The 24,731-nt window shown below is 72.5% G+C and carries 23 protein-coding genes; 8 read left to right on the plus strand and 15 right to left on the minus strand.

All coding sequences use genetic code 11. The annotated features are described in order from the left end of the window. Positions 1 to 52: 52 nt before the first annotated feature. Both ACFOY6_RS06750 and ACFOY6_RS06755 read right to left on the minus strand, forming a co-directional pair. A complete protein-coding gene (locus tag ACFOY6_RS06750; RefSeq protein ID WP_379649724.1) occupies positions 53 to 3,229 on the minus strand; it encodes an efflux RND transporter permease subunit in 3,177 nt (1,058 codons plus the stop codon). A 175-nt stretch (positions 3,230 to 3,404) separates the two neighbouring features. Continuing rightward, entirely contained in the window at positions 3,405 to 4,520 is a 1,116-nt protein-coding gene (locus ACFOY6_RS06755; protein WP_109518192.1) for an efflux RND transporter periplasmic adaptor subunit, read from the minus strand. A gap of 145 nt (positions 4,521 to 4,665) precedes the next feature. On the opposite strand from ACFOY6_RS06755, the gene ACFOY6_RS06760 reads away from it, so the two are divergent. After that, complete coding sequence (locus tag ACFOY6_RS06760) at positions 4,666 to 5,289, plus strand: TetR/AcrR family transcriptional regulator (protein WP_245906526.1); 624 nt, start codon at positions 4,666 to 4,668, stop codon at positions 5,287 to 5,289. A 54-nt stretch (positions 5,290 to 5,343) separates the two neighbouring features. On the opposite strand, the gene ACFOY6_RS06765 is transcribed toward ACFOY6_RS06760, so the two are convergent. The 4 genes from ACFOY6_RS06765 to hppD all read right to left on the minus strand — a co-directional run bounded on the left by ACFOY6_RS06765 (position 5,344) and on the right by hppD (position 10,361). Continuing rightward, on the minus strand, positions 5,344 to 6,324 hold the full coding sequence (locus ACFOY6_RS06765; protein WP_379649727.1) for a Bug family tripartite tricarboxylate transporter substrate binding protein: 981 nt from the start codon (positions 6,322 to 6,324) through the stop codon (positions 5,344 to 5,346). Positions 6,325 to 6,357: 33 nt separating this feature from the next. Beyond that, positions 6,358 to 7,668: a fumarylacetoacetase gene (gene fahA, locus ACFOY6_RS06770; protein WP_379649729.1), complete on the minus strand. Its 1,311-nt coding sequence runs from the start codon at positions 7,666 to 7,668 to the stop codon at positions 6,358 to 6,360. Then, on the minus strand, positions 7,665 to 9,020 hold the full coding sequence (gene hmgA, locus ACFOY6_RS06775) for a homogentisate 1,2-dioxygenase (protein WP_379649731.1): 1,356 nt from the start codon (positions 9,018 to 9,020) through the stop codon (positions 7,665 to 7,667). Before hmgA ends, fahA begins: the two co-directional genes overlap by 4 nt. Positions 9,021 to 9,227: 207 nt before the next feature. Further along, entirely contained in the window at positions 9,228 to 10,361 is a 1,134-nt protein-coding gene (hppD, locus tag ACFOY6_RS06780; protein WP_379649733.1) for a 4-hydroxyphenylpyruvate dioxygenase, read from the minus strand. A gap of 119 nt (positions 10,362 to 10,480) precedes the next feature. Between hppD and ACFOY6_RS06785 the strand changes: the two genes are divergently transcribed. Further along, complete coding sequence (locus ACFOY6_RS06785; protein WP_379649735.1) at positions 10,481 to 10,972, plus strand: Lrp/AsnC family transcriptional regulator; 492 nt, start codon at positions 10,481 to 10,483, stop codon at positions 10,970 to 10,972. 63 nt (positions 10,973 to 11,035) lie between these two features. Here ACFOY6_RS06785 and ACFOY6_RS06790 read toward each other — a convergent pair whose 3' ends face one another. Together ACFOY6_RS06790 and ACFOY6_RS06795 are read right to left on the minus strand one after the other, a co-directional pair. Then, positions 11,036 to 11,710, minus strand: coding sequence for an RES family NAD+ phosphorylase (locus tag ACFOY6_RS06790; protein WP_379649737.1), 675 nt, complete (start codon positions 11,708 to 11,710; stop codon positions 11,036 to 11,038). Then, positions 11,707 to 12,234: an MbcA/ParS/Xre antitoxin family protein gene (locus ACFOY6_RS06795; RefSeq protein ID WP_379636726.1), complete on the minus strand. Its 528-nt coding sequence runs from the start codon at positions 12,232 to 12,234 to the stop codon at positions 11,707 to 11,709. Before ACFOY6_RS06795 ends, ACFOY6_RS06790 begins: the two co-directional genes overlap by 4 nt. Before the next feature lie 153 nt (positions 12,235 to 12,387). Between ACFOY6_RS06795 and ACFOY6_RS06800 the strand changes: the two genes are divergently transcribed. The 6 genes from ACFOY6_RS06800 (at position 12,388) to ACFOY6_RS06825 (ending at position 18,695) form a co-directional block, all read left to right on the plus strand. Further along, entirely contained in the window at positions 12,388 to 13,149 is a 762-nt protein-coding gene (locus ACFOY6_RS06800; protein WP_379649739.1) for a FadR/GntR family transcriptional regulator, read from the plus strand. Positions 13,150 to 13,200: 51 nt separating this feature from the next. After that, the gene (locus tag ACFOY6_RS06805; RefSeq protein WP_379636728.1) at positions 13,201 to 14,340 is read left to right on the plus strand and encodes a mandelate racemase/muconate lactonizing enzyme family protein; all 1,140 of its coding nucleotides are present in this window, start codon (positions 13,201 to 13,203) and stop codon (positions 14,338 to 14,340) included. Positions 14,341 to 14,343: 3 nt separating this feature from the next. Beyond that, on the plus strand, positions 14,344 to 15,336 hold the full coding sequence (locus tag ACFOY6_RS06810) for a hydroxyacid dehydrogenase (protein WP_379649741.1): 993 nt from the start codon (positions 14,344 to 14,346) through the stop codon (positions 15,334 to 15,336). Continuing rightward, complete coding sequence (locus ACFOY6_RS06815; RefSeq protein WP_379636734.1) at positions 15,333 to 16,508, plus strand: mandelate racemase/muconate lactonizing enzyme family protein; 1,176 nt, start codon at positions 15,333 to 15,335, stop codon at positions 16,506 to 16,508. The genes ACFOY6_RS06810 and ACFOY6_RS06815 overlap by 4 nt, the downstream gene beginning before the upstream one ends. Continuing rightward, positions 16,505 to 17,644, plus strand: coding sequence for a mandelate racemase/muconate lactonizing enzyme family protein (locus ACFOY6_RS06820; RefSeq protein WP_379649743.1), 1,140 nt, complete (start codon positions 16,505 to 16,507; stop codon positions 17,642 to 17,644). Before ACFOY6_RS06815 ends, ACFOY6_RS06820 begins: the two co-directional genes overlap by 4 nt. A 61-nt stretch (positions 17,645 to 17,705) precedes the next feature. Next, complete coding sequence (locus tag ACFOY6_RS06825) at positions 17,706 to 18,695, plus strand: Bug family tripartite tricarboxylate transporter substrate binding protein (protein WP_109518206.1); 990 nt, start codon at positions 17,706 to 17,708, stop codon at positions 18,693 to 18,695. Between the two features lie 78 nt (positions 18,696 to 18,773). Here ACFOY6_RS06825 and hpxZ read toward each other — a convergent pair whose 3' ends face one another. From hpxZ to ACFOY6_RS06860, 7 genes are all read right to left on the minus strand, one after another. Beyond that, positions 18,774 to 19,148, minus strand: coding sequence for an oxalurate catabolism protein HpxZ (gene hpxZ, locus ACFOY6_RS06830; protein WP_109518207.1), 375 nt, complete (start codon positions 19,146 to 19,148; stop codon positions 18,774 to 18,776). 167 nt (positions 19,149 to 19,315) lie between these two features. Then, positions 19,316 to 20,002: a tetratricopeptide repeat protein gene (locus ACFOY6_RS06835; RefSeq protein WP_379649746.1), complete on the minus strand. Its 687-nt coding sequence runs from the start codon at positions 20,000 to 20,002 to the stop codon at positions 19,316 to 19,318. 8 nt (positions 20,003 to 20,010) lie between these two features. After that, positions 20,011 to 20,949: a type II secretion system F family protein gene (locus tag ACFOY6_RS06840; protein WP_109518209.1), complete on the minus strand. Its 939-nt coding sequence runs from the start codon at positions 20,947 to 20,949 to the stop codon at positions 20,011 to 20,013. A 5-nt stretch (positions 20,950 to 20,954) separates the two neighbouring features. Further along, entirely contained in the window at positions 20,955 to 21,905 is a 951-nt protein-coding gene (locus tag ACFOY6_RS06845) for a type II secretion system F family protein (RefSeq protein ID WP_379636741.1), read from the minus strand. Continuing rightward, positions 21,905 to 23,251 carry a CpaF family protein gene (locus ACFOY6_RS06850; protein ID WP_109518239.1) on the minus strand — a complete coding sequence of 449 codons (1,347 nt, stop codon included), beginning with the start codon at positions 23,249 to 23,251 and terminating at the stop codon, positions 21,905 to 21,907. The genes ACFOY6_RS06845 and ACFOY6_RS06850 overlap by 1 nt, the downstream gene beginning before the upstream one ends. Further along, complete coding sequence (locus ACFOY6_RS06855) at positions 23,248 to 24,474, minus strand: AAA family ATPase (protein WP_379636743.1); 1,227 nt, start codon at positions 24,472 to 24,474, stop codon at positions 23,248 to 23,250. Before ACFOY6_RS06855 ends, ACFOY6_RS06850 begins: the two co-directional genes overlap by 4 nt. Continuing rightward, entirely contained in the window at positions 24,461 to 24,727 is a 267-nt protein-coding gene (locus ACFOY6_RS06860; protein ID WP_379649748.1) for a hypothetical protein, read from the minus strand. The genes ACFOY6_RS06855 and ACFOY6_RS06860 overlap by 14 nt, the downstream gene beginning before the upstream one ends. Positions 24,728 to 24,731: the final 4 nt, after the last annotated feature.

Consider the following 24,731-nt stretch of genomic DNA (forward strand, 5'->3'; position numbering starts at 1 on the left):
CCAGGAGGCCCCCGGGGCGGCCCGTCACGGGCCGCCCCGGGGCGTGGCAAGGCTAGCCGGCCGCCCCCGCCGGCGCCGCGGCGCGGCGCTGCCGCGAGGCCATGGCGCGCGCCACCACGTAGAAGAGCGGCGTGAACACCAGGCCGAAGACCGTCACCCCCAGCATGCCGGCGAAGACGGCGGTGCCCAGGCTCTGGCGCATCTCGGCGCCCGCGCCGGTGGCCACCGCCAGCGGCAGCACGCCCAGGATGAAGGCGAGCGAGGTCATCAGGATCGGCCGCAGGCGGGTGCGGGCGGCGGCCTCGGCGGCCTGCCAGCGGGTCATGCCCTCCGCCTCCGACGCGCGGGCGAACTCGACGATCAGGATGGCGTTCTTGGCGGCGAGGCCGACCAGCACCACCAGCCCCACCTGCACCAGCACGTTGTTGTCGAGCCCGCGCCAGACCACGCCGGCCAGCGCCGCCAGCACCGACATGGGGGCAATCAGCACCACCGCCAGCGGCAGCAGCCAGCTCTCATACATCGCCGCCAGCAGCAGGAAGACGAACACCACGGCCAGGCCGAAGGCGATCGGCGCCGTGTCGCCCTGCGTGGTCTCCTGCAGCGCGATCTCGGTCCACTCGAAGCCGAAGCCCTCGGGCAGCTCGCTGGCCAGCACGGCCTCCATGGCGGCGATGGCCTGGCCGGTGGAGATGCCGGGCTTCGCCGCGCCCTGGATCTCGGCCGCCGGGTAGAGGTTGTAGCGCGGCACGCGGTAGGGCGCCGTGTCGTCGGCGAAGCTGGCGAGCGCGCCGATCGGCACCATCTGGCCGTCATCGTTGCGGGTGCGCAGCAGCGCCACGTCGCGTGGCGTCAGGCGCTGCGCCTCCTCCGCCTGGGCGGTGACGCGGTAGGTGCGGCCGAGGATGTTGAAGTCGTTGACGAAGGAGGAGCCGAGATAGACCGAGAGCGTCTCCGCCACGCGGGAGACCGGCACGCCCAGCATCTCCGCCTTGCTGCGGTCCACCTCGGTGCGCAGCGTCGGCGTCGCGGTGTTGAACAGGGTGAAGGCCATGGCGATCTCGGGCCGCTGGAAGGCGGCGCCGACGATGCGGTTGGTGGCCTGCTCCAGCGCGCGCGGCCCCTGCCCGGTGCGGTCCTGCACATAGAGCTTGAAGCCGCCGCCGGTGCCGATGCCGGGCACCGAGGGGGGCGGGATGACCAGGGCCATCGCCTCGCGCTCCTGCCCGAGGCGCGCCTGCACCTCGCCCAGGATGGCGCCGTAGGAGAGGCCCTGCGCGATGCACTCCTCGAAGGGCTCGAGCGTGATGAAGATGACGCCGCTGTTCGGCGCGTTGGTGAAGGTGGCGCCGTCGAAGCCGACGAAGGCGACCGCGCCCTCGACGCCCGGGATCTTCAGCACGGTGTCCGAGGCGCGGCGCACCACGGCATCCGTGCGCGCAAGGGCGGCGCCGGGGGGAAGCTGGAAGGCGGCGATGAGGTAGCCGCGGTCCAGCGGCGGGATCAGGCCCGTGGGGGTGGTGCGCACGGTCTGCCCGGTGGCCAGCAGCAGCCCGGCATAGAGCACCAGCAGCAGCGCCGAGAAGCGCAGCAGCCGGCGGGTGAGGTTGCCGTAGCCGAGCGAGAGCGCGTCGAACATCCGGTTGAAGCCGCGGAAGAACAGCCCGACGGGCGCCGCCGCCCAGCGGCGCCAGCCCGTCGGGGCGGCGCCATGCGCGTGCGGCCGCAGCAGCAGCGCCGCCAGGGCGGGCGAGAGGGTGAGCGAGACCAGCGCCGAGATCAGCGTGGCCACCGCGATGGTGACGGCGAATTGCTGGTAGAAGGCGCCGGCGATGCCGGAGATGAAGGCCGTGGGCACGAACACCGCGCAGAGCACCAGCGCGATGGCGAGCAGCGCGAAGCCCACCTCGTCCATGGTGCGCTCGGCGGCCGCGCGTGGCTGCATGCCGTCCGTCAGGTGGCGCTCGACATTCTCGACCACCACGATGGCGTCGTCGACGACGATGCCGATGGCCAGGATCAGGCCGAACATCGACAGCGTGTTGAGCGAGAGCCCCAGCGCCGACATCGCCGCGAAGGTGCCGATGATGGAGACCGGAATGGCCAGCAGCGGGATGACCGCCGCGCGCCAGGATTGCAGGAACAGGATGACGACGACCACGACCAGCAGCACCGCCTCGGCGAAGGTGTGCAGCACCGCCTCCATCGACTGCGCGATGAAGCGGGTGGTGTCGTAGACGATGCTGTATTGCAGCCCGGGCGGGAAGGAGCGGGAGAGCTCCTCCATCGTGGCGCGCACCGCATCGGCCGTGGCCAGGGCGTTGGAGCCGGGGCGCTGGAACAGCGGGATGGCTGTGGCCGTCTGGTTGTTCAGGTAGGCGTTGACCGTGTAGTCCTGGCTGCCCAGCTCGACGCGGGCGATGTCGCGCAGCCGCACCGGCGCGCCGCCCTCGCCCGTGGCCACCACCGTGCCGGCGAATTCCTCGGGCGAGGTCAGGCGGCCCAGCGCCTGTACGTTCACCTGGAAGGCCTGGCCCTGCGCTGCGCCCGTGGGCGGCTGGTTCAGCCCGCCGGCGGCCACCTGCATGTTGGCGCGGCGCAGCGCCTCCACCACCTCGCCCGGCGTCAGGCCGCGCGCGGCGACGCGCGCCGGGTCGAGCCAGATGCGCATGGCGTAGTCGCGCGCGCCGAAGATCTGCACGTCGCCGATGCCCTCCAGCCGGGCCAGCCGGTCGCGCACGTTCAGCGTGGCGTAGTTGGAGACGTATTGCTGGTCGCGCGAGCCGTCGGGCGAGAGCATGTGCACGACCATCAGCAGGTCGGGCGAGGCCTTGCGCACCTGCAGGCCGAGGCGGCGCACCTCCTCGGGCAGTCGTGGCTCGGCGACCGCGACGCGGTTCTGCACCAGCACCTGGGCGGCGTCCACGTCGACCCCCTGGCGGAACACCACCGTCACCGTCAGCCGCCCGTCGCCGGTCGATTGCGAGGAGAGGTAGAGCATGCCGTCGGTGCCGTTGATCTCCTGCTCCAGCGGCGTGGCCACCGTGGCGGCGATGACCTCGGCCGAGGCGCCGGGATAGTTGGCGGTGACCGTCACCGTGGGTGGCGCGATCTCGGGATATTCGCTGATCGGCAGGCGGAAGGCGGCGATGGCCCCGATCAGCGTGATGGCGATCGAGATCACTGCGGCGAAGACCGGCCGCGCGATGAAGAAGCGGGCGAAGCGCATGGCTTGGCGTCCAACAAAGGGGGAAGGGCAGGGGGAAGGAATTCCCCGTGCGGGGCAGTGCCCCGCACCCCCTTCTTTTTTCTGTCAGGGCCGGCCTCCGTTGTCGGCCGGCGGCAGCCTGTCAGAAAAAAGAAGAGGGGGGCCGGGGGGAGAATTCATTCTCCCCCCGTCTTGGCTACCGTGCGGCCAGCCGAGCCGGTGCCACCTCCGCCGTGACCCTCGCCCCCGGCCGCGCCAGATGCTGCCCGGCGACGATCACCCGGTCCTCGGGCGAGAGGCCCTGGCGCACCACGCGCAGCCCGTCCACCACCGGCCCCAGCGTCACCGGCCGCGCCTGCACCGTGCCGTCCTGCGCCACGGTCAGCACCATGCGGCTGGCCTGGTCGGCGGCGATGGCGGCATCCGGGATCAGCAGCACCTCGCCCTCGCCGGCGCGCAGCCGCAGCCGGGCGAACAGGCCGGGCGCCAGCAGCAGGTCCGCGTTGGCGAGCTGGGCGCGGGCGCGCAGCGTGCCGGAGCGGCCTTCCAGCGCGCTGTCGATGAAGTCGAGCCTGCCTTCGCGCGCCCAGCCCGTCTCGTCGGCCAGCCGCAGCTGCACGGCGGGGCTGGCGCCCGGGCGCGTGACGCCCTGGCGCGCCAGCCGCAGGTAGTCGGCCTCGCTCATGTCGAACACGGCGTAGATGGGGTCGAGCGTCAGGATGGTGGTCAGCAGCGTGCCGCCGGCCTGCACGAGGTTGCCGGCATCCACGCGGCGGTCGGAGGCGCGGCCGGGCTGGGGGGCGCGCACCTCCGTCCAGCTCAGTTCCAGCTCGGCCTGCCGCAGCTGCGCCTGGGCGGCGGCGAGCTGCCCCTCGGCCTCGCGCTGGGCGGCGCGGCGGGTGTCGAGCTGCGCCTGCGGGGCGATGCGGTCGCGCACCAGCGGCGCCGTGCGGTCGATGTCCTGCCGCGCCAGGTCGAGCTTGGCCTGGGCGCGGGCGATCTCGGCCCGCGCCGCCTCGACGGCGATGGCGAAGGGCCGCTGGTCGATGGTGAACAGCAGGTCCCCCTCGCGGACGACCTGCCCGTCGCGGAAATGCACCTTCTGCACCTGGCCCGAGATGCGCGGGCGCAGCTCGACGCGGGCCGAGGGCTCGAGCCGGGCGATGTGCTCGTCCCATTCGGTGACCTGGCGGCGGAGCGGCTCGGCGACGGTGACAGCGGGCGGGGCGGGCTGGGCGGCGGCCGCCAGCGGCAGGGCAAGCGCCAGAAGGCCCAGAGCCAGGGGATTGATCTTGCGGAAGGGGGAGGGCATCGCCTATCTCCTGGGTCGGGTGATACCGACCGGTTCGTCACGTATTGATACGAACCGGTCAGTATCATTGCAAGGGGGCATGCAAAGATGCTTTGCCCCGGGCGTTCTTCCCTCCGGTGGTGGGAATGGCGGCAAGGAGGTATCGGTGAGCGATTCGGCGACGACCAAGACCTGCGGTCTGCGCGATCCGCGCCCGGCGGCGAAGCGCGTGCTGGAGGCGGCGAAGGACCTGTTCTACCGGCAGGGAATCCGCGCCACGGGGGTGGAGGAGGTGTGCCGCGTCGCCGGCACCACCAAGATGAGCCTCTACCGCGCCTTCCCCTCGAAGGACGCGCTGGTCGAGGCGATCCTGCACGAGGATTGCGCCGCCGAGGAGCTGTGGTACGGCCCCGTGCTGCGCGGCGAGATGCCGGCGCCGGAGCGGCCGATGGCCTTCCTGCGCGCCGCCGCCGCCGCCCTGCGCAGCCCGGGCTTCCGCGGCTGCCCGATGGCGCTGGCGATCGTCGAGTTCCCCGATGCCTGCCACCCCGCCCGCAAGGTGGCCGACGCCCGCAAGCACACCATGCGCCAGCTGCTGCGCGATCTCTGCGCCGGGGCCGGTGCCGCCGACCCGGCGGCGCTGGGGGATTCCATGCTGCTGCTGGTGGAGGGCGCCTTCGCCGCCGTTCCCTATCTGGGTGGCGAGGCGGCGGCACGGGCGCTGGAGCAGACGGGCGAGACGGTGCTGGCGGCCGGGCTGCCACAGGCGGCGGCCGCAGCGTCGGGCTGAGCGGGTCCGCCTCGCCACGCCCCTACGGCCCCGGCGCGGCTGGCCGGCCTGTCCTCAGTCGAGGGTGATGCCGAGGTCGCGGATCAGCGGCACCCAGCTGTCCCGCTCGGCGGCCCAGAGGGCGCGGAACGCCGCCGCGTCGCCCGGCAGCGGCTCCAGCCCGATGCCGCGCAGCCGGCTCTGCACCGCCTCCTCGCGCAGCGCGGCATCCAGCGCGGCGGCCAGGCGCTCCACCACCGCATCCGGCGTGCGCGCCGGCACCACCATCCCCTGCCAGGCGGCGGCCTGGAAGCCGCGCAGCCCGAGCGCCTCGGCCACGGTGGGCACGCCCGGCAGGTCCGGGTGCCGCTCCGCGCCGCACACGGCCAGCGGCCGGGCGCCCTTGCCGCGCAGGAAGTCGCCGCCGGAGGGAAGATCCAGGATCGAGGCCTCGAAGCGCCCGGCCAGCAGGTCGTTCATGGCCGGGGCGAGCCCACGATAGGGGATGTGCGTCAGCGTGATGCCGGTCTCCCGGGCCAGCCGGGCCATGGTCAGGTGGTGCGGCGAGCCGATGCCGGGTGAGCCGTAGTCGATGCCGCCCGGGTCGCGCCGTGCCGCCTCGACCAGCGCGGGGGCATCGCGCAGGCGGCTGTCCTGCTTCACCGCCAGCACCAGGGGGAAGCGCGCCATCAGCCCGACAGGGCGGAAATCCTTTTCCGGGTCGTAGGGCAGGCGGCTGAACAGGGCGGGGTTGAAGACCAGCGTGCCATTGTCGGCGCTGAACAGGGTCAAGCCGTCCGGCGCCGCCTTGGCCGCGGCATCGGCCCCGATATTGGTGGCGGCGCCGGGCCGGTTGTCGATCACCACGGGCTGGCCGAGCGCGCGGGAGAGGGCGGCGCCCAGCACCCGGGCCAGCGTGTCCGTGCCGCCGCCGGCGGGGTAGGCGACGATCCACCGCAGCGGCGCCGCCGGCCAGGCGGGCTGCGCGCCGGCAGCGCGGGCGAAGGGCAGCAGGCCGAGGGAAAGGCCCAGGCGGCGGCGGGTGAGCGAAGGCATGGGCGTTTCCTCTGGAATTGTTGCTGCTTGTGGTCAGGCGGGCAGGATGCGGGCGCGGCACTCCCCGAAGCCGATCGGCGCGGCGCCGGCGCGGCAGGCACGGGCCCGCAGGATGATCTCGTCGCCATCCTCCAGGAAGCGGCGCGTCTCGCCGCCGGGCAGCGCCACCGGAACCCGCCCGCCCTGCGTGCTCTCCAGCAGGCTGCCGAGGCCCTCCGCCTCCGGCGCTGAGAGGGTGCCGGTGCCGAGCAGGTCGCCCGGGTTCAGGTTGCAGCCATTGCTGGTGTGGTGCGCCAGCATCTGCGCCACGGTCCAGTACATGTGCCGGCTGCCGGAGCGGGCGAGGCGGTGCGGCGGCAAGCCCTGCTCCCGCATCCGCGGCGTCAGGATCAGCACCTCCAGCGCGATGTCGAGGGCGCCGCCCGCCTGGTCCGCCGCATCCAGCAGATGCGGCAGAGGGGCGGGGTCGCCCTCCGGGCGCGGCGGCTGCGACATGCGGAACGGCGCCAGCGCCTCCGGCGTCACCACCCAGGCGGAGATGGTGGTGCCGAAGCTCTTCGCCAGGAAGGGGCCGAGCGGCTGGTACTCCCAGGCCTGGATGTCGCGCGCCGACCAGTCGTTCAGCAGGCAGAAGCCGGCAATGTGGGCGCCGGCCCCGGAGACCGGCACCGGCGCGCCAAGCTCGTTGCCGGGGCCGACCCAGACGCCGAGCTCCAGCTCGTAGTCCAGCCGCTCGCATGGGGCGAAGCGGGGCGCGGCGGCGTCGGGCGCCTTCAGCTGGCCGCGCGGCCGCCGCACATCGGTGCCGGAGACGCGCACGGAGGAGGCGCGGCCGTGATAGCCGATCGGCACGTGGCGGTAGTTCGGCAGCAGCGGATTGTCCGGCCGGAAGACGCGCCCGACATTGGTGGCGTGGTGGATGCCGACATAGAAATCCGTGTAGTCGCCGATGCGCGCCGGCAGGTGCAGGGTGCAGTCCGCGGCATCGTGCAGGCAGGACGCGGCGCGGGGCTGGTCGGCGCTGCCGGCGGCGAGGATCGCCGAGAGCCGCTGGCGCAGCGCCCGGCGCGGGCCGGCGCCGAGGGCGAGGAAGCCGTTCAGCGGCGCCGGGGCGGCGGCCCCGGCGGCGTCGCGCAGGGCGCCCTCGAACAGCCCGGCGCGCAGCGCGGCCGCGAGGTCCAGGATATGGCCGCCGATGGCGACGCCGCCGCGCGGCGCCGCCTCCCCCGGCGGCGCGAAGACGCCGAAGGGGAGGTTCTGGATCGGGAAATCGGCATGGCCGTCGGCGCCCGGCACCCAGCTGCGCAGCGCCGGGTCGTGCGTGGCATCGAGCGTCGCCGTCACGGGCGGGCCGGGTCGAAATGCCGGCGCAGCGCCTGGCCGTATCCGGCATAGTCCTGCTGGAACTGTGGCGCCTCGGCGGCGTAGCGGGTGACGCGCTGCGGGAAGCGCGTCTCGAACATGAAGGCCAGCGTGCCCTCCAGCTTGTGCGGCTTCAGCGCCACGCTGCTGGCGCCCTCGAAGGCGGCCATGTCGGGCCCGTGCGGCAGCATGGTGTTGTGCAGCGAGAAGCCGCCGGGGACGAAGCCGCCGCCGGTCTTGGCGTCGTAGACGCCGTGGATCAGGCCCATGAACTCGCTCATGACGTTCATGTGGTACCAGGGCGGGCGGAAGGTGTCCTCGGCCACCAGCCAGCGGTCGGGGAAGATGACGAAGTCGATGTTGGCGGTGCCCGGCGTCTCGGAGGGCGCGGTCAGCACGGTGAAGATCGACGGGTCCGCATGGTCGAACAGCACCGGCCCCACGGGCGAGTAGCGGCGCAGATCGTATTTGTAGGGCGCGTAGTTGCCGTGCCACGCCACCACGTCGAGCGGCGACTGGCCGATCGGCGCGCGCCAGAACCGGCCGCCCCACTTCACCGTCAGGGTGGAGGGCACCTCGCGGTCCTCATAGGCGGCGACGGGGGTGAGGAAGTCGCGGGGGTTGGCCAGGCAGTTGGCGCCGATCGGGCCGCGCTCGGGCAGGGTGAAGGCGCCGCCATAGTTCTCGCAGAGATAGCCGCGCGCCGGCTGCTCCCCCGGCAGTTCCACCCGCAGCTTCACGCCGCGCGGGATGACGGCGATCTCGCCCGGCGCGATGTCGATGATGCCGAACTCCGTCCACAGCCGCAGCGCGCCCTGCTGCGGCACGAACAGCATCTCGGCGTCGGCGTTGTAGAAATACTCGTCCCGCATGGAGCGGGTGGCGAGATAGATGTGGGAGGCCATGCCGCATTGCGTCGCCGCGTCGCCCGCCGTGGTGATGGTGCGCACGCCTTCCAGGAAGGAGAGGCGCTCCGCCGGCAGCGGGATCGGGTCCCAGCGCAGCGGCGCCAGGGGCAGCTCGGTCTCGGCGCAGGGCGCGGTGCGCCACAGCCCCGCCTCGGCCGGTGCGAAGCGCCCCCAATGCGCCACGGTGGGGCGGATGCGGTAGAGCCAGGAGCGCTCGTTGCTGGCGCGCGGCGCCGTGAAGGGCGAGCCGCTGAGCTGCTCGGCATAGAGGCCATAGGCGCAGCGCTGCGGCGAGTTGCGGCCGATGGGCAGGGCGCCGGGCAGCGCCTCCGTCTCAAAGCCGTTGCCGAAGCCGGAGAGATAGGCGGTGCCGGCGCCGGCCGCAGCCTGGCCGGCCGCGCTGCCGGGGCGCGTGGACTGGTTCATGGTCGTTCCTCCTGCCTCCGGGGTCTTCCGCCTGCCGGGGCGCCTCGCCGTACCGGCCCGCCGGCCCGGGGAAGACGGCGCCGGGAAGACCCTATGGCGTCACGGATGCGATGGAAAGCCGGGCGATGAGCCCGGCCAGGGCCTGCCGGAGCGGCGCTGGAAGCCGCAGGCGCTGCGCGCGGATGCTCCGCCGCCCGCCACGGCGCCTCATTTCGCCGCCGCCGGCTCCCGCGCCGCGCCGATCACGCCGCGGCGGATCTGGTCCTCCTCGATGCTTTCGAAGAGCGCGCGGAAATTGCCCTCGCCGAAGCCGTCATCGCCCTTGCGCTCGATGAACTCGAAGAACACCGGCCCGATGACGTTGCCGGAGAAGATCTGCAGCAGCAGGCGGGCCTTCCTGTGCTCCACCACCCCCTCGCCATCGACGAGGATGCCGTTCCGCTTCAGCCGCGCGATGTCCTCGCCATGGCCGGGCAGGCGCGCATCCACGCGCTCGTAATAGGTGTCGGGCGGCGCGGGCATGAAGGCGAGGCCGGCGGCGCGCAGCCCCTCGATCGTGCCGTAGATGTCGCTGCAGCCGCAGGCGATGTGCTGGATGCCCTCGCCCTTGTAGGCGCGCAGATACTCCTCGATCTGGCTCTCCTCGTCCGCGCTCTCGTTCAGCGGGATGCGGATGCGTCCGTCCGGGCTGGTCAGCGCGCGGGAGAACAGGCCCGTGTACTCGCCCTTGATGTCGAAGTAGCGGATCTGCCGGAAGTTGAAGAGCCTGGCGTAGAACTCGTACCAGACGTCCATCCGGCCGCGGTGGACGTTGTGGGTCAGGTGGTCGATGTAGAACAGCCCCGCCCCCCGGGGCGCCGGCTCGCGCTCGCCCAGCCATTCGAAGCCGCAATCGTCGTAGACCGAGCCGGCCGCGCCGTAGCGGTCGACGAAGTAGAGCAGGCTGCCGCCGATGCCTCGGATCGCCGGGATATCCAGCGCCAGGCCGCCTTCCGCCGGGTCGGCCGGCGCGGCGCCGAGCGCCAGGGCGCGGCGGTAGGCACGCTGCGCATCCACCACGCGGAAGCCCATGGAGGGCACGCTGGGCCCGTGCGCCGCGGCGAAGCGCGTGGCCTGGCTGCCCGGCTCCTCGTTCAGCAGGTAGTTGACGTCACCCTGGCGGTACAGCGTGACCGCCCTGTCCCGGTGCCGCGCGACGGGCGCGAAGCCCATCTGCCGGAACAGCGCGTGCAGCTTCTCCGGTTCGGGATGGGCGTATTCGACGAAGGCGAAGCCGTCCGTGCCCATCGGGTTGTGGTCGTCGATGGCGGGTGGCGGCGCGTCATGCGGAAAGGGGCCCATGGTACGTCTCTCTCCTCCGGTGCTTCTCCGGAGGCTAGCGCGGCGCCGGCACATGATGTGTGCGAAGCCGGCGCCGATGCGCCTTGCGGCGCATGGATGGCGCATGGAAAGGTCCTTCCATGCACGGAATTCCCACGCTGGACGGGTTCGACCTGAAGCTGCTGATGGCGCTGCAGGAGGATGGGCGCCTGACCAACCAGCAGCTGGGGGAGCGGGTCGGGCTTTCCCCCTCGCAATGCTCGCGGCGCCGCTCGGCGCTGGAGGCGGCGGGGCTGATCGCCGGCTACCACGCCGCGCTGGACGAGGAGGCGCTGGGGCTGCGGGTGCTGGCCTTCATCCAGGTCACGCTGGCCGCGCACAATGCGGAGAATTCGCGGCTGTTCCGCATGCTGCTCGAGCGGGTGGAGGAGGTGCAGGAAGCCTACGCCATGACCGGCGACGCCGATTACCTGCTGAAGGCCATCGTGCCGGACCTGAAGGGCCTCTCCCGCCTCGTCAACGAGACGTTGCTGGCGCATGAGAGCGTCGCCCGGGTGCGCTCCTCCATCGTGCTGGAGCGACTGAAGCAGTCGGCGCGGCTGCCGCTGGCGTCCCTCACCCCCCTGGGCTGAGCGGCGCCGCGACGCGCGGGCGGCGGCCCGCGGGCGGGGAGGGGGCGGGTCGGGGTGCCGGCCCTACCGGCCGCTCATCCGGTGCAGCAGGATGCGGCGCGAGCCGGCCTCGACCGTCACCCTCCAGTGGTCCGCCTGCGCCACGCCCAGGATGTTCGCCGGCCGGTAGGCCACCACATTCACCCCGCCCGCATGGCGGAGGCTGTCGTAGAGGATGCCGTCGGCGGCCGAGGCGCGGACCTCCTCCCCCAGCACCTGCGAGGCGGCATGGCTGTCGGGGGCATAGATTTCGGCCCGCGCCGCCTGCTCGCCGCGGATGTCGAGATAGGCGCCGGCGAGGTCCGCCGTATAGGCGCGGTAGGCACGGCTGAGGGTGGCGGCGCCGGTGGCCACCGCCTCGCGCCGCAGATGGTGCGCCACCTCGGCCGCCGCGGTGGGCAGCGCGGCGGCGGCATACCAGGCGCCGAGGTCGGGGCCGTTGAACCGCGCGCCGGCGGGCGCGGCGTGCAGGAAGGCGGCCATGACGACGCTCGAATTCGGCCGGCCATAGACCCACTGGCTGCGCGGCAGGCGCAGGATGCGCTCCTGCACCAGCCGGTCATTGGTCCAGCCGGCCAGTTCCATCACCGCCTGCATGTCGGCGGCGGTGGCCACCGTGTCGAACAGGCCGATCGGCGGGAAGCGGGACGGGACCAGCCGGTGGGTCGGTGCCGGGGCCGGTGCGTGGCGGTCGCTCAAGAGATGACCAGATCCGCATCCGTGTAGGGGGTGAAGTCCCGGTCGGCGCCGTTCGGCTCCATGGAGAGGCCGCCGCGCGCCGCATCCAGGAAGCGGCGCACGGCCATCAGCCCGTCCTGCGTGCCGCTGGTCACCAGCTCCAGCGGCGGCCGGCCACCGAAGAGGGTGGCACCGTGCGGCCGGCGCAGCCAGGCGACGCCCTCCCGCTCGCTCTCATGCAGCACCCCCAGCGCCTGGTGGATGCCGAGGACGGCCGAGATCCGTGCCAGCGTGTCCACGTCGAGCGTGAAGCTGCCGTGCTCGCGCGCGATCCTGGCCCAGCGATGGAAGGTGGAGCGGGCCGGGTAGCCCAGCACCAGCAGGCGCTGCGTCTCGTCCAGCCCCCAGAGATCGGCGATGGCCAGGAAGGTCCGCATGCCCGGCGCGCTGAGCCGCCGGCGGTTCTCCGGCGAGAAGCGGCTCCGGTCCAGGCGCTGTGGAGCGGGCGCCAGGGGCTGCGCGAGGGCGGCGGCAGGCTGGTGCATGGCGGCTCTCCCTGTCCAGATCGGCACAAAGCCCATGTTGAGACAGCGGCGGCAATTTGCAAGGACATTCCGTGCCTGTTCGGCTCTCCGCCCCGCCTGAGCCGGCGAGAGATTGTCTTGCAGACGCAATCATGTTGGTACTACCAATTTGGCATGACCAAAAGTGCCGAAGCCTCTGGCCCTCCTCACCTCGCCTCCGCGCCGCCGCCCGATGAGCGGAGCGGCCTGCTGGGGCGCCTGCTGACCTTCATCGCCTACCACCGCCTTCAGCCCGGCGACCGGCTTCCGGCGGAGCGCGACCTCGCCGAGCGCTTCGGCGTCGGCCGCGGCGCGGTGCGGGAGGCGCTGGTGGTGCTGGAGACGCTGCGCATGGTGGAGCGCCGGCCGAATTCCGGCATCTACCTGCGCGCCGTGGAGAAGCAGGGCTCGATCGAGGCCATCGTGCTGCAGGCCGAGCTGGGCATCCCGCTCACCGGGGCCGAGGTGCGCGAGGTGGTGGAGCTGCGCCGCATCCTGGAGATGCAGGCCATGCGCCTCGCCGCCGAGCGGCGCCATGCGGAGGACATCGCGCGGCTCGACGCGATCCTGGCCACGGGCGAGGGCGCCGTCGCCGCCGGGGATGGCGCACGCTTGGCCGATTACGACGCCGCCTTCCACCTCGCCATGGTGGAGGCCACGGGCAACCACGTCTTCCTGCGCGTGGTGCACGCCTTCTACCTGATGTCCCGCAACCGCCGCCGCGCCTACTTCGCCGACGGGCAGCGCGCCCCCCTCTCGCACGCCCAGCACGTGGCGATGCGCGACGCCGTGGCGGCGGGCGACCCGGACCGCGCCGAGGCCGCCATGGGCAGCCACCTGCGCGGCGTCGAGAGCTACTGGCTGGAGCTGCTGGAGCGCCGCACGCGCGAGGAATGACGGCGGCCCGCGCCAAATGGCCGTGCCGCCCCTGGGAGGAAACAAGAACGCATGAAGATCACCGACGTGACCTGCCACGTCCTGCAATCCAAGGTGGAGCAGCCCTTCACCTCGGCGCGCGGCTGGCTCTACACCACCCGCGCCTCCTGCATCGTCGAGATCGCGACCGATGCGGGCATCACCGGCTGGGGCGAATGCTACGGCCCGGCGGCGGTGAACAAGACCATCATCGAGACGCAGTACCGCCAGCGGGTGATCGGCCGCGACCCCTTCGACGTCGAGGTGGTGTGGGAGGATCTCTACAACCGCATCAAGGATTACGGCCTGACCGGCATGACCATCGCCGCGCTGTCGGGCATCGACATCGCGCTGTGGGACATCATCGGCCGCGCCGTGGGCAAGCCCGTGCACAAGCTGATCGGCGGCGCGCACCGGACGGAGGTGCAGGCCTATGCCACCGGCCTCTACTTCATCGACATGGACCGGCTGGTGGAGGAGGCGGTCGAGGAGGCGGAGGAGTATGTCCAGCAGGGCTTCCGCGCCATCAAGATGAAGATCGGCCTCGGCGACCCGAAGCTCGACCTGCGGCGCGTCGCCGCGGTGCGGCAGGCCATCGGCCCCGACGTGAAGCTCGCGGTGGATGCCAACCACTGCTTCACCGTGCCGCAGGCCATCCGCCTCGGCCGCGCCATGGAGGAGCTGGACCTGCTGTGGTTCGAGGAGCCGATCAGCCCCGAGGACCATGACGGCTATGTGGAGGTGACGCGGGCGCTCGACATGGCGGTGGCCGGCGGCGAGAACGACTTCACCCGCTGGGGCTTCCGCGATGTCATCGCGCGCAAGGCGATGGACATCGTGCAGCCGGATGTCTGCGCCGCGGGCGGCATCAGCGAGTGCCGCAAGATCGCCGCCATGGCCTCGGCGCATGGGGTGGAATGCGTCCCCCACGCCTGGGGCTCGGCCATCGGCCTCGCCGCCACGGTGCAGTTCCTGGCAGCATTGCCGGACACGCCGCCCGCCTTCCGCCCGATGCCGCCGATGCTGGAATTCGAGCAGACGCCGAACCCGCTGCGCGACCATCTGGCGAAGGACCCCATCGTGCAGCAGCGCGGCATCGTGCGCGTGCCGGATGGCCCCGGCCTCGGCATCGAGGTCGATCGCGCCGTGCTTGCCCAGTACAAGGTGGCCTGAGCCATGCTCGTCGCCCTGACCGATCCGATCGACCCCGCCGGCGAGGCCGTGCTGCGGGAGGCCGGCCACGAGGTCGCGCTCGCCCCGCCCGGCGGGCTGGACGCCCTGCTGGCCCGCGCCGAGGCCGTTGTGGTGCGCCGCCAGCTTCCCGACGACCTCTGCGCCCGCGCGCCGCGCCTGCTGGCCGCCGTGCGGCAGGGGGTTGGCGTGGACATGATCCCGATCCCCGACTGCACGGCGCATGGCGTGCTGGTGGCCAATGTGCCGGGCGCCAACGCCGATTCGGTCGCCGAGTTCGCCATCGGCCAGATGCTCGCCATCGCCCGCCACGCGGAGGCGATGCACGCCGCGCTGCTGTCGGAGGGCTGGGACAAGGCCCGCGCCCGCACCGCCAGCGCCTTCGAGCTGCGCGGCCGCACGCTCGGCATCGTCGGCGTCGGCGCGGTGGGGCGGCGGCTGGCCGAGATCGCCGGCACCGGCTTCCGCATGCGGGTGCTCGGCCACCGGCGTGACCGCGACGCGCTGCCGCCCGGCGTGGACTACGCCTCCCTGGAGACGCTCTTCGCCGAGAGCGACTTCGTCGTGCTCGCCTGCCCGCTCACAGACGAGACACGCGGCCTCGTCTCCGCCGCGCTGCTGGCGCGGATGCGGCCCGGCGCCTGGCTGCTGAACCTGGCGCGCGGCGCCGTGGTGCAGGAGGAGGCGCTGCTGGAGGCGCTGCGCGCGGGCCGCATCGGCGGCGCCGCGCTTGATGTCTATCCGGTGCAGCCGCTCGCGCCCGACCACAGGCTGCGCGCCCTGCCCAACGTGCTGCTGACGCCGCACGCGGCGGGCCTCAGCCGCGAGGCGGTGCTGCGCATGAGCACGGGCGCCGCCGAGGCGGTGGTGCAGATCCTGCGCGGCGGGCGGCCGCGCAGCCTCGTCAACCCCGAAGCCTGGGAGGCCTCGCGCGCGCGGCGCCGGAGCCTCGGCCATGCGGAGGCCGCCACGGCATGAAGATCTCCCGCGTACAGGCCACCTGGTGCCGCGTGCCGATCCCCGAGGAGCGGCGCTTCACCAGCGATTTCGGCCTCGTCTCCACCTTCGATTCCGTCATCGTGCGGATCGACACCGAATGCGGCCTGACCGGCTGGGGCGAGGCCAAGGCGGGGGTGGGCAGCGCCGCCGCCTGCGCCGGCCTCGCCGCCATCGTCAACCTCGACTACGCGCCGCTGCTGCTGGGCCAGGACCCGCGCGACATCTCCCGCCTGTGGGACATGATGTACAACACCCCGCGCGAGGGCTACGCCGTCGCCGGCGGCTACGCGCTGCCGCAGCTCGGCCGGCGCGGCCTCTCCATCGCCGCCATCGCCGGCGTCGACATCGCGCTGTGGGACATCCTCGGCAAGTCGCTGGGCGCGCCGGTCTGGCGGCTGCTCGGCGGGCGGCGGGCGGAGCGGATGCCGGCCTATGCCTCGGGCGGCTGGGCCGACGTCACGAAGATCGGCGCGCAGCTCAAGGGCTATTGCGACAAGGCCGGCTTCCGCGCGGTGAAGATGCGGGTCGGCGTCATGGATGGCTCGCCCGCCCGCTCCGCCGCCCGGGTGCGCGCGGCGCGGGAGGCGCTGGGGCCGGAGATCCGCCTGATGGCCGATGCGCACGGCACCTGGACGGTGGCCGAGGCGCGCGCCTTCTGCCGCATGGTCGAGGATTGCGACCTGTTCTGGTTCGAGGAGCCGTGCAGCGCCGACGACAAGGCCGGCACGGCGGAGGTGCGCCGCTGCTCCACCGTGCCGGTCAGCGCCGGCGAGAGCGAGTTCACCCGCCACGATTTCCGCGAGCTGGCCGAGCTGCGCGCGGTGGACGTGATGCAGCCCGACCTCGCCATCGCCGGCGGCATCACCGAGGGGCTGCGCATTGCCGGCATCGCCGCGGCCTACAACCTCCGCCTCGCGCCGCATCTCTGGTCCGGCGCGCCGGCCTTCGCCGCCGGGCTGCACCTCGCCGCCACGCAGAGCGCCGGCTTCATCCTGGAATACTCGCTCGGCCACAACCCGATGCTGCACGAGCTGATCGAGGAGAGCTTCCCGGTGGAGGACGGGCATGTCGCCATCCCCGACCGGCCGGGGCTCGGCATCACCGTGCGGGAATCCTTCCTGCGCGAATACGGCCAGGGGAGCCGCCCATGAAGATCGCGAACATCGAGGCCTTCCCCACCTCCTTCCCGGTGCCGGAGGGGGCGGGCGTCTCGCTCGGCGTCGGCCGCGCCGTGAAGCGGGACGCGGTGGTGGTGAAGGTCACCACCGATAACGGGCTGGTGGGCTGGGGCGAGAGCCACCACGGCCGCGCCCACACCGCCGTCGCCGCCCTGTTGCAGACCACGCTGAAGCGGCTTGTGCTGGGCATGGAGGCCACCGACACGGTGGGCGTCTGGCAGAAGATCTACCGGGGCCAGCTCGCCAGCCACGGCATGGGGGCGGGCTGCGCGCTGGCCATGTCCGGGCTCGACATGGCGCTGTGGGACATCCGCGGCAAGGCGGCAGGGCTGCCGCTCTACAGGCTTCTGGGCGGTGCCGCGCGCGCGGTGCCGGCCTATGCCGGCGGCGTGGCGCTCGGCTACCAGCCGCCGGAGGAACTCGTGGCGGAGGCCGCGCCGCATCTGGAGGCCGGCTACCGCGCGGTGAAGCTGCGCATCGGCGACACCGTGGCGAAGGACATCGCCCGCATGGAGGCGGTGCGGACGGCGTTCGGCGACGGCATCGACATCCTGGCCGATGCCAACACCGCCTACAGCCTCGCCGATGTGCGGCGCGTGATGCCGGCGATGGACGACCTGCAGATGGGCTGGCTGGAGGAGCCCTTCCCGCCGCACGACCGTCACGACTACGCCGTGGCGCGCGGCTACGGCACCACGCCGCTGGCGGCGGGAGAGAATCATTTCACCCGCTTCGAGTTCGCGCCGCTGCTCGAGGATGGCGCCATCGGCATCTGGCAGCCGGACCTCTCGAAATGCGGCGGCATCACCGAGGCGCTGCGCATCGCCGCCATCGCCTCGGCGCACAAGATCGCGGTGCATCCGCACAGCTCGATGACCGGGCTGAACCAGGCGGCCAGCATCCACTTCCTCTGCGCCATCGACAATGCCGGCTACTTCGAGGCCGACGTCTCGCGCGGCAACCTGTTCCGCGACGCGCTGGTCAGCGAGCCCTGGCGCATCGGCGCGGATGGCTGCGTCCGCCCGCCCGAGGCCCCCGGCATCGGCCTCTCGGTCGATGAGGACTGGCTGCGGGCCCATCCCGCCATCGAGGGGCCCGGCTACGTGTGAAGCATTGATCCGGCGCGACCGCCCCGGCACGAGGGTGGCGCGCCCCCAACAGGAGGCGTCCATGACACAGAATTCCCGGCGGAGCCTGCTCCGCCGCCTCGCGCTCGCCGCGCTCGCGGCCTGCGCACCCCTCGCGGCCGGCGCGGCCGAGCCGGCCTTTCCGGCGCGCGAGATCCGGTTCCTCAACCCCTTCGCGCCGGGCGGGACCTCCGACCTCCTCGGCCGCATCCTGGCCGAGCAGCTCACCCGGCAGGTCGGCCAGAACGTGGTCGTGGAGAACAAGACCGGCGCCGGCGGCATCGTCGCCACCCAGGAGCTGGCGCGCAGCGCCCCGGACGGCCACACGATGCTGCTGGCCTCCATGGGCATCCTGACCATCACGCCGCAGATGCAGGCGGTGCCCTACGACGTGCGCAAGGACCTGATCCCGGTCGCCAACGTCGCCTCGGTCTACAACATCCTGGTGACCGGGCCGCGTTCCCAGATCCGCTCGTGGCAGGACCTGGCGCGGATCGGCCGGGAGCGGCCGCGCGACCTGAGCTGCGCCACGGTCGGCGCCGGCTCCAGCCAGCAGCTCTCCTGCGTCCTGTTCTCCGCCCTCACCGGGGCGCAGCTCACCCAGGTGCCCTACCGGGGCGGCGCGCCGGCCATCCTCGACATCGCCAGCGGCCGTGTCGACGTGATGTTCGGCAACATGCCGGAATTCCTGGGGCAGATCCGCGATGGCGGGCTGCGCGCCGTGGCCTATGGCGCGCAATCGGCCTCTCCCCTGATGCCGGAGCTGCCGGTGATCTCGAAGGACGGGCTGCCGGGCTTCGTCATCCCCAGCTGGTTCGGCGTGGTGCTGCCGGGCGGCACGCCGCAGCCGATCGTGGACCGGTGGAACACGGAGCTGAACCGCGCCCTGGCCGCGCCGGAGGTGCAGCGCCGCTTCACCGAGAACGGGCTGGAACGCATCGGCGGCTCGCGTGACGACTTCCAGGGCCATATCGAGGCGGCCCGCGCGCGGTGGGGCGCCATCATCCGCGAGCACAACATCCGCCCGGACTGAACGGTCACCGCGTCGCCGGGGGCAACGGGGGCCTGGGTGCGCCATCGCCCAGGCCCTGCGCCGCGCCCGGCCCCGGCGTCACTCCAGGAAGGACACATGCGCGGCGACGACGCGCCAACCCTCCGGCATCCGCGCCCAGCTCTGGCTCTGCCGCCCGATGCGGGGGTTGCCGGGACGCTGGAATTCCGTATTGGCCGTGGCGAAGTCGCGGCCATAGGTGGTGATGACGGTCCGTGCCAGCGTGCGCTCCAGCCCCTGGGAGGGGCGCGCGGCGCGGAAGGCGGCGATCGCCGCGTGGCCGTAGAGGTTCTCGGTGGCGCCGTAGCGCAGCGTGTGCGGGCTGTTCCAGAAGCTCTCGTCGAGCGCCGCCACGTCGTTGCCCACCAGCGCCGCCTCGTAGCGCTGGAAGGCTGCCGTCACCTCGGCCACCACGTCCGGCATGTTGATGTCCATGAAGCCTGCTCCTGGGCTGTGCCTTGAGATCCGGCTGGGCCGGAGAGGCCAGTCTGTCCTCCAGAGCCGGAGAGGAAAAGGTGGCCCGGCTGGCACCCCGGAAACCCATCGAGCCCTGGAATCGCGGCAGCATCAAAGCCCAAGAGGCTGGTTCATAGATCCTGGGCCTAGCGCAGCGCCGCCGCCAAGGCGTTCAGGTCCGGCTCTGCCGCTTCCTGCCCCGCCGCTGCACGGGCGATGGCATGGTTCTGCTGTACCCGCTCCGGCGCCCCGGGCCGATCCAGCCGTCCGAAAAGCGCCGCCGCCGTGTTGGCATCCCCCGCCAACAGGGTGGAGAGCGCCAAGTTGTTGGCCGCGGCGATATTCCCCGGCTCGATCGTCTGTACCGTCCGGTAGCTTTGCTGCGCCTCCACATGCCGGCCCAGCAGGTCCAATGCCACGCCCTGGCCGTTGAGCGACAAGACATCCCCGGGCGCACGCGCCAGCAACTGGCGGTAGCTGGCCAGGGCTGCCTCAGCCTGCCCCAGAGCCAACTGCACCCGGGCGCCGGCTGCCAGCAGAACGGGATCCTGCGGATGGCGGCGGCCCGCTTCCTTCAGCACGTGCAGGGCCTGGTCCGGCTGGCCATACTCCAGCAGGGCATGGGCATAGCGTGCCTGCACCTCGGCCCGGTCCGGCGCCTGGGCCGCGGCGGCGGCATACAGGGAAAGCGCCACATCCTCCTGTCCTGCCTGCTCGGCGACCGCAGCCACGCGCATGCGCGTCGCCACCTCGTCGCGCCGAGCCGAACTGGCGCAGCCGGCGAGCAGCAACGGGCAGAAGAGCAGCAGCAGGCGGCTGATGGTGTGTGGCATGGCGGGACTTAGCCTCCGCTGAAATGAGAAATGATCCGGATGGCGGAGGGGCCGATCAGGACAATGAACAGGCAGGGCAGAATAAAGAGAACGAGCGGCAGAACCAGCAGGGCCGGCAGCCGCGCAGCACGCTCCTCCAACTTGGTCATGCGCTCCTGCCGCATCTCGGCGGCCAGCACGCGCAGCGCCTGGGCCAGCGGCGTGCCATAGCGCAGCGTCTGCGACAGGGTGGCGGAGAGACGCTGGAAGCTTTCCACGCCCGTACGCTCGCCCAGGCGCATCAACGCCTCCCGCCGGTCTGGCAACATGCGCAGCTCCTGGGTCAGCAGAGCCAGCTCCAGGGCGATGGTGGGGTTGGAGAATTCGAGCTCCCGCGCCACACGCTCCACCGCACTGTCCAGGCCAAGGCCGGATTCGGCGCAGACCACCAGCAGGTCCAGCGCATCCGGCAGGCCCCGCTCCAGGGCCGCGACATAGGGGCGGCGCAGCATGGCCACCACCCAGCCCGGCAGCAGGATACCCAGCACCAGGCCCGCGGCCGGCAGCATCCATTGCATCTGCCCCCCGGCGATGCGGCCGATGAACCAGCCCAGAGCCGGCAGCGCCAGCACCGCCACCAGCTTCACGCCCAGGAAGGTGGAGACGGCACGATGCGGGTTGAAGCCGGCCGCGCCCACAGCGCGCTCCAGCTCCGCGATATCCTTGGCCGAGAACAGCGCCGTCTGCCGCAGCAACTCGCCGAGGCGCTGCAAGGCCTTGCCCAGCGGATGCAGCGCGCTGGCGGCGCGGCGGCCATCGGGCGTGGCGGGGCGCGTCACCTGCCGGATACGTCTGGCATAGCCGCGCTCCCGCGCCTCGGCATGCAGCAGCAGCGTGGCGATGACGACGAGCAGCAGCGCGCCGCCACCCGCGAGGCCCGCCAGGATCAGCGAGGAGGTGCCCGCCATGCCCCTCACTCGCTCGTATTCTTGCGGATGAGCCAGCGGATGGTCAGCAGGCCCATGCCCAGCAAGGTCAGGGCCGTCATCAGCAATGCCTGTCCGGAAGGGGTGGTGAAGAAAATCTCCAGATAGCCAGGCTGCAGGAAGGAAAGGCCAAGCCCGGCCAGGAAGGGCAGGATGGCGAGGATCAGCGCGGACATGCGTGCCTCCGCCGCCAGGGCACGGGCGCGGCTGCGCATGGCCACGCGCTTGCGCACCATGTCCGCCAGCGTATCCAGCGCCGCCGTCAGGCTGCCGCCGGTCTGCGCCTGCAGGCCGATCATGACGGAAAAGAAGGCGTATTCGGACAGCCGCGTGCGCTCGTAGAGGCTCCAGAGCGCCGTCTCGGCGGAACGCCCGATGGCGATCTCACCCACGACGCGTCCGAAAGCCTCCCGTGTGGGAGAGGGCATTTCCCGGGCGATGCTGCGCAGCGCCTCGGTCATCGGCAGCCCGGCGCGCACACCGCGGACGATGACGCCCAGCGCATCCGGCAACTGACGGAACAACGCATTGGTGTAACGGCGGTGCTGCCAGAGGAAGATGCTGCGGATGGCCAGGACGCCGCTGAGGGCACCGGCCACGGCGCCGGGGGCCGTGCCCAGATAGGCCGAGGCCCGCCAGAAGCCCAGCAGCCCCACCGCCGCCCCCGCCGCCAGCACCACCATCCAGGGGATGGTGTGCTCGGCCGGGTTGTCCGGATGGTAGCTGACCAGGCGGAAGATGCGCCGCAGCATCGGGTTGCCGCCGCGTGGCGCCACGCGGATGCTGGGCATGCGCGGGACGGCCGTGGCCGACGGCGCGGCCACGGCCCGCGCGCCCTGCACGCGGGCCCGCATCCTGTCCTGCGCGCCGCTGCGCAGCAGCACCGTGGCGGCCGCGGCCCACAGAGCCACCGCCATCGCCAGGAGCAGCACCGGCATCATTCCGGCAGCTCCTGCAACGCGTCCATCCAGCTGCGCTCCAGGCCGTAATAGCGCAGCTTCTCGGAAAAGCCGGGCCGCGTGCGCGGGCTGACATAGCGGCCGAGCAGCCGCCCATTCGCGTCCTCGCCCTCGAAATTGTAGGTGAACACCTCGTTCATGGTGATCACATCGCCTTCCAGCCCGCAGATCTCCGAGATCTGCGACACGCGGCGGACGCCGTCGCGCATGCGCTCCACCTGGATGATGAGATCGACGGCACTGGCGATCTGCGTGCGGATGGCGCGCGGCGGCAGCGACATGCTGCCCATCTGCACCATGTTCTCGATACGCGTCACCGCGTCGCGCGTGGTGTTGGCGTGCACGGTGCAGACCGAGCCGTCATGGCCGGTGTTCATGGCCTGCAGCATGTCGAACGCCTCCGAGCCGCGCACCTCGCCGACGATGATGCGGTCGGGGCGCATGCGCAGGGCGTTCTTCATCAGGTCGCGCTGCGTGATCTCGCCCTTGCCTTCGAGGTTCGGCGGGCGCGTCTCCAGCCGCACCACATGCGGCTGCTGGAGCTGCAGCTCGGCCGCGTCCTCGATGGTGACGATGCGCTCCTCGTGGTCGATCAGCCGGCTCAGCGCGTTCATCATCGTCGTCTTGCCGGAGCCGGTGCCGCCGGAGACGACGATGTTCAGGCGGCAGCGCGCGGCGATCTCCAGCACCCGCGCCACCTGCGGGATCATGCTGCCATTCGCCACCATCACCGAGAAGTCGATCTTCTTCTTGGAGAACTTGCGGATGGAAAGGCAGGGCCCGTCCAGCGCCAGCGGCGGGAACACGACGTTGACGCGGCTGCCATCGGCCAGGCGGCAATCCAGCAGGGGGCTGGATTCGTCGACACGGCGGCCCACCGCGGACGCCATCTTCTGCGCGATGTTCGCCACCTGCGCCGCGTCGCGGAAGCGCACATCGGAGAGGCGCATGCGGCCGCGCACCTCGATGAACACCCTGTCGGGGCCATTGACCATGATGTCGCTGATGCTGTCGTCCTGCAGCAGCGGCTCGAGCGGCCCGTAGCCGATCATGTCATGCGTCAGCTCCTCGGCCAGCCGCGCCTGCTCGCGCGCCGACAGCTCCAGCCGCTGGCGGTCGGCGACCTCGTGCACAAGGGCTTCCAGCTGGGCGCGCAGGGCCGGCGCCGGCAATTCGGCGGCGACGGTGGGATCGATGCGGTCCATCACCTGGCTGCGCAGGCGGAAGAGCGGCGCCTCGCGCGTGGCTTCCCGCGGCACGGCGCCGGGGGCGGGCTCGTTCGCGGGTGCGGGCGGCGCCTCGGCGCGGCGGCCGAAAGTCTTCATCGCCGCCACAGCCGCGCCAGCCGGCGCAGCCCTCCCTCCTCGGCGGCGGCGCCCGCGCCGGAGATCTCACGCGTCAGGGGCGTCAGGGCGCGGCGGAAGCCGGCGCTGTCATGCAAGGCGGGGCGGCCCAGATTCATGGCTTTCGGAACCTGACCAGGAAAATCGGGGATGAGGATGTCGGGCGCGCTCCCCAGCCCTTCCGCGACCAGGGCATTGCCGAGCCCGCCGCGCAGCCCCGCGCGGTTCAGCACCAGCAGGGGAGTGGCGCCACTGGCCAGGGCCGCGACCATGCGGCGGCCGGCCCCGGCGTCGCGGATGCTCGCGACATCCGGCCCCATCACCAGGATGCGGTGCCGCGCCAGGGCGATCACGCGCCGCTCCATCACGCCCGGCGGATGGGGCAGATCGACGACGATGGTGTTGAAACGGGAACGGAGAAGCTCCAGCAGCCGGGTGATGCCGGCCTCCGTGGGGGCGGGGCTGGATTCGAGGGCCTCGTCCGCCGCCACCACGCGGAAGCGGTCGGAGACCGGGATGGAGACGCGGTCGAGGAAAAGCGCATCCACACGGTCCGGCTCCTCGAGCGCCACGCGCAGGCCGGCGCCGGGGCGGGCGCCGAGCGAGAGCGCCGCGCTGCCGCCGCGCAGATGCAGGTCCAGCAGCGCGACATGGCCGCGCGTGGTCTCCGACAGGTGCAGCGCCAGGTTGGTGGCGATGGTGGTGGCGCCGACGCCGCCGCGCAGGCCGCTGACGGCGACGATCTGCCCGCCGCGTGGCGTGGCGGGGCCGTGGCTGCCGCCCGCGGAGAGCAGCTCCGCCAGCGGCGGGCCGAACAGGCGGCTGACATTGTCGCGGGTCAGCGGCTTGTAGATGTATTCCTCGACGCCGAGGTCGCGCGTGATGCCGCGGTAGAAGCTGAGGTCGTTGCGGTCGCCCACCACCAGCACGCGCACATCGGGGCTGCAGACCGTGGCCAGCCGGTCCAGCGCCTCGGCCGCGTCGTCGACGCCGGTGATGTCGACGATCAGCAGGCGCGGGGTTTCCTCCCGCTCCAGCGCGCGGGCGGCCGTGCGGACATTGCCGCGCCGCACCGGCACCGCATCCATCCATTCCGCGAGCCCGCCGCGCAGCGCCGCCTCGTCCGCCTCCTCCGCCAGGAAGGCCAGCAGGACGGGGCGCTCCGCCGCGCCGCCGGTGCCGCGCGCCGTCTCAGCGGCCGACACTGCCTGCTCCCGAGCCGCGCGGGTCCAGCAGCGGATAGGCCTTGCCCTGGCGCAGCCGCTGCACGGCGGCGGCGGCGGTGTCTGCATGGCTGTCCGTGGCGCCGATGCCGAGGCGCTCATGCGCGGGGTCGGCCATCATGGCGCGCAGGTTCCGGTCGTTGACGCCGCCGGCCTGCCAGGTGCCAGGGCGGGCGACCGGGTCGGCGCAGCCGGCCAGCAGCAGGGCGGCTGCGAAACCCAGGGGCTTGAGCATGTCA

Origin of the sequence: Teichococcus aestuarii (genome assembly GCF_042651065.1) — a bacterium.
Classification (GTDB): Bacteria; Pseudomonadota; Alphaproteobacteria; order Acetobacterales; family Acetobacteraceae; genus Pseudoroseomonas; species Pseudoroseomonas aestuarii.

Excerpts from the sequence above, each read along its gene's own strand:
- ACFOY6_RS06750 (WP_379649724.1), bottom strand. The coding sequence starts at position 3,229 with ATGCGCTTCGCCCGCTTCTTCATCGCGCGGCCGGTCTTCGCCGCAGTG.
- ACFOY6_RS06755 (WP_109518192.1), bottom strand. The coding sequence starts at position 4,520 with ATGCCCTCCCCCTTCCGCAAGATCAATCCCCTGGCTCTGGGCCTTCTG.
- ACFOY6_RS06765 (WP_379649727.1), bottom strand. The coding sequence starts at position 6,324 with ATGCCTTCGCTCACCCGCCGCCGCCTGGGCCTTTCCCTCGGCCTGCTG.
- hmgA (WP_379649731.1), bottom strand. The coding sequence starts at position 9,020 with ATGAACCAGTCCACGCGCCCCGGCAGCGCGGCCGGCCAGGCTGCGGCC.
- hppD (WP_379649733.1), bottom strand. The coding sequence starts at position 10,361 with ATGGGCCCCTTTCCGCATGACGCGCCGCCACCCGCCATCGACGACCAC.
- ACFOY6_RS06785 (WP_379649735.1), top strand. The coding sequence starts at position 10,481 with ATGCACGGAATTCCCACGCTGGACGGGTTCGACCTGAAGCTGCTGATG.
- ACFOY6_RS06795 (WP_379636726.1), bottom strand. The coding sequence starts at position 12,234 with ATGCACCAGCCTGCCGCCGCCCTCGCGCAGCCCCTGGCGCCCGCTCCA.
- ACFOY6_RS06800 (WP_379649739.1), top strand. The coding sequence starts at position 12,388 with ATGACCAAAAGTGCCGAAGCCTCTGGCCCTCCTCACCTCGCCTCCGCG.
- ACFOY6_RS06805 (WP_379636728.1), top strand. The coding sequence starts at position 13,201 with ATGAAGATCACCGACGTGACCTGCCACGTCCTGCAATCCAAGGTGGAG.
- ACFOY6_RS06810 (WP_379649741.1), top strand. The coding sequence starts at position 14,344 with ATGCTCGTCGCCCTGACCGATCCGATCGACCCCGCCGGCGAGGCCGTG.
- ACFOY6_RS06815 (WP_379636734.1), top strand. The coding sequence starts at position 15,333 with ATGAAGATCTCCCGCGTACAGGCCACCTGGTGCCGCGTGCCGATCCCC.
- ACFOY6_RS06820 (WP_379649743.1), top strand. The coding sequence starts at position 16,505 with ATGAAGATCGCGAACATCGAGGCCTTCCCCACCTCCTTCCCGGTGCCG.
- ACFOY6_RS06825 (WP_109518206.1), top strand. The coding sequence starts at position 17,706 with ATGACACAGAATTCCCGGCGGAGCCTGCTCCGCCGCCTCGCGCTCGCC.
- hpxZ (WP_109518207.1), bottom strand. The coding sequence starts at position 19,148 with ATGGACATCAACATGCCGGACGTGGTGGCCGAGGTGACGGCAGCCTTC.
- ACFOY6_RS06835 (WP_379649746.1), bottom strand. The coding sequence starts at position 20,002 with ATGCCACACACCATCAGCCGCCTGCTGCTGCTCTTCTGCCCGTTGCTG.
- ACFOY6_RS06840 (WP_109518209.1), bottom strand. The coding sequence starts at position 20,949 with ATGGCGGGCACCTCCTCGCTGATCCTGGCGGGCCTCGCGGGTGGCGGC.
- ACFOY6_RS06845 (WP_379636741.1), bottom strand. The coding sequence starts at position 21,905 with ATGCCGGTGCTGCTCCTGGCGATGGCGGTGGCTCTGTGGGCCGCGGCC.
- ACFOY6_RS06850 (WP_109518239.1), bottom strand. The coding sequence starts at position 23,251 with ATGAAGACTTTCGGCCGCCGCGCCGAGGCGCCGCCCGCACCCGCGAAC.
- ACFOY6_RS06860 (WP_379649748.1), bottom strand. The coding sequence starts at position 24,727 with ATGCTCAAGCCCCTGGGTTTCGCAGCCGCCCTGCTGCTGGCCGGCTGC.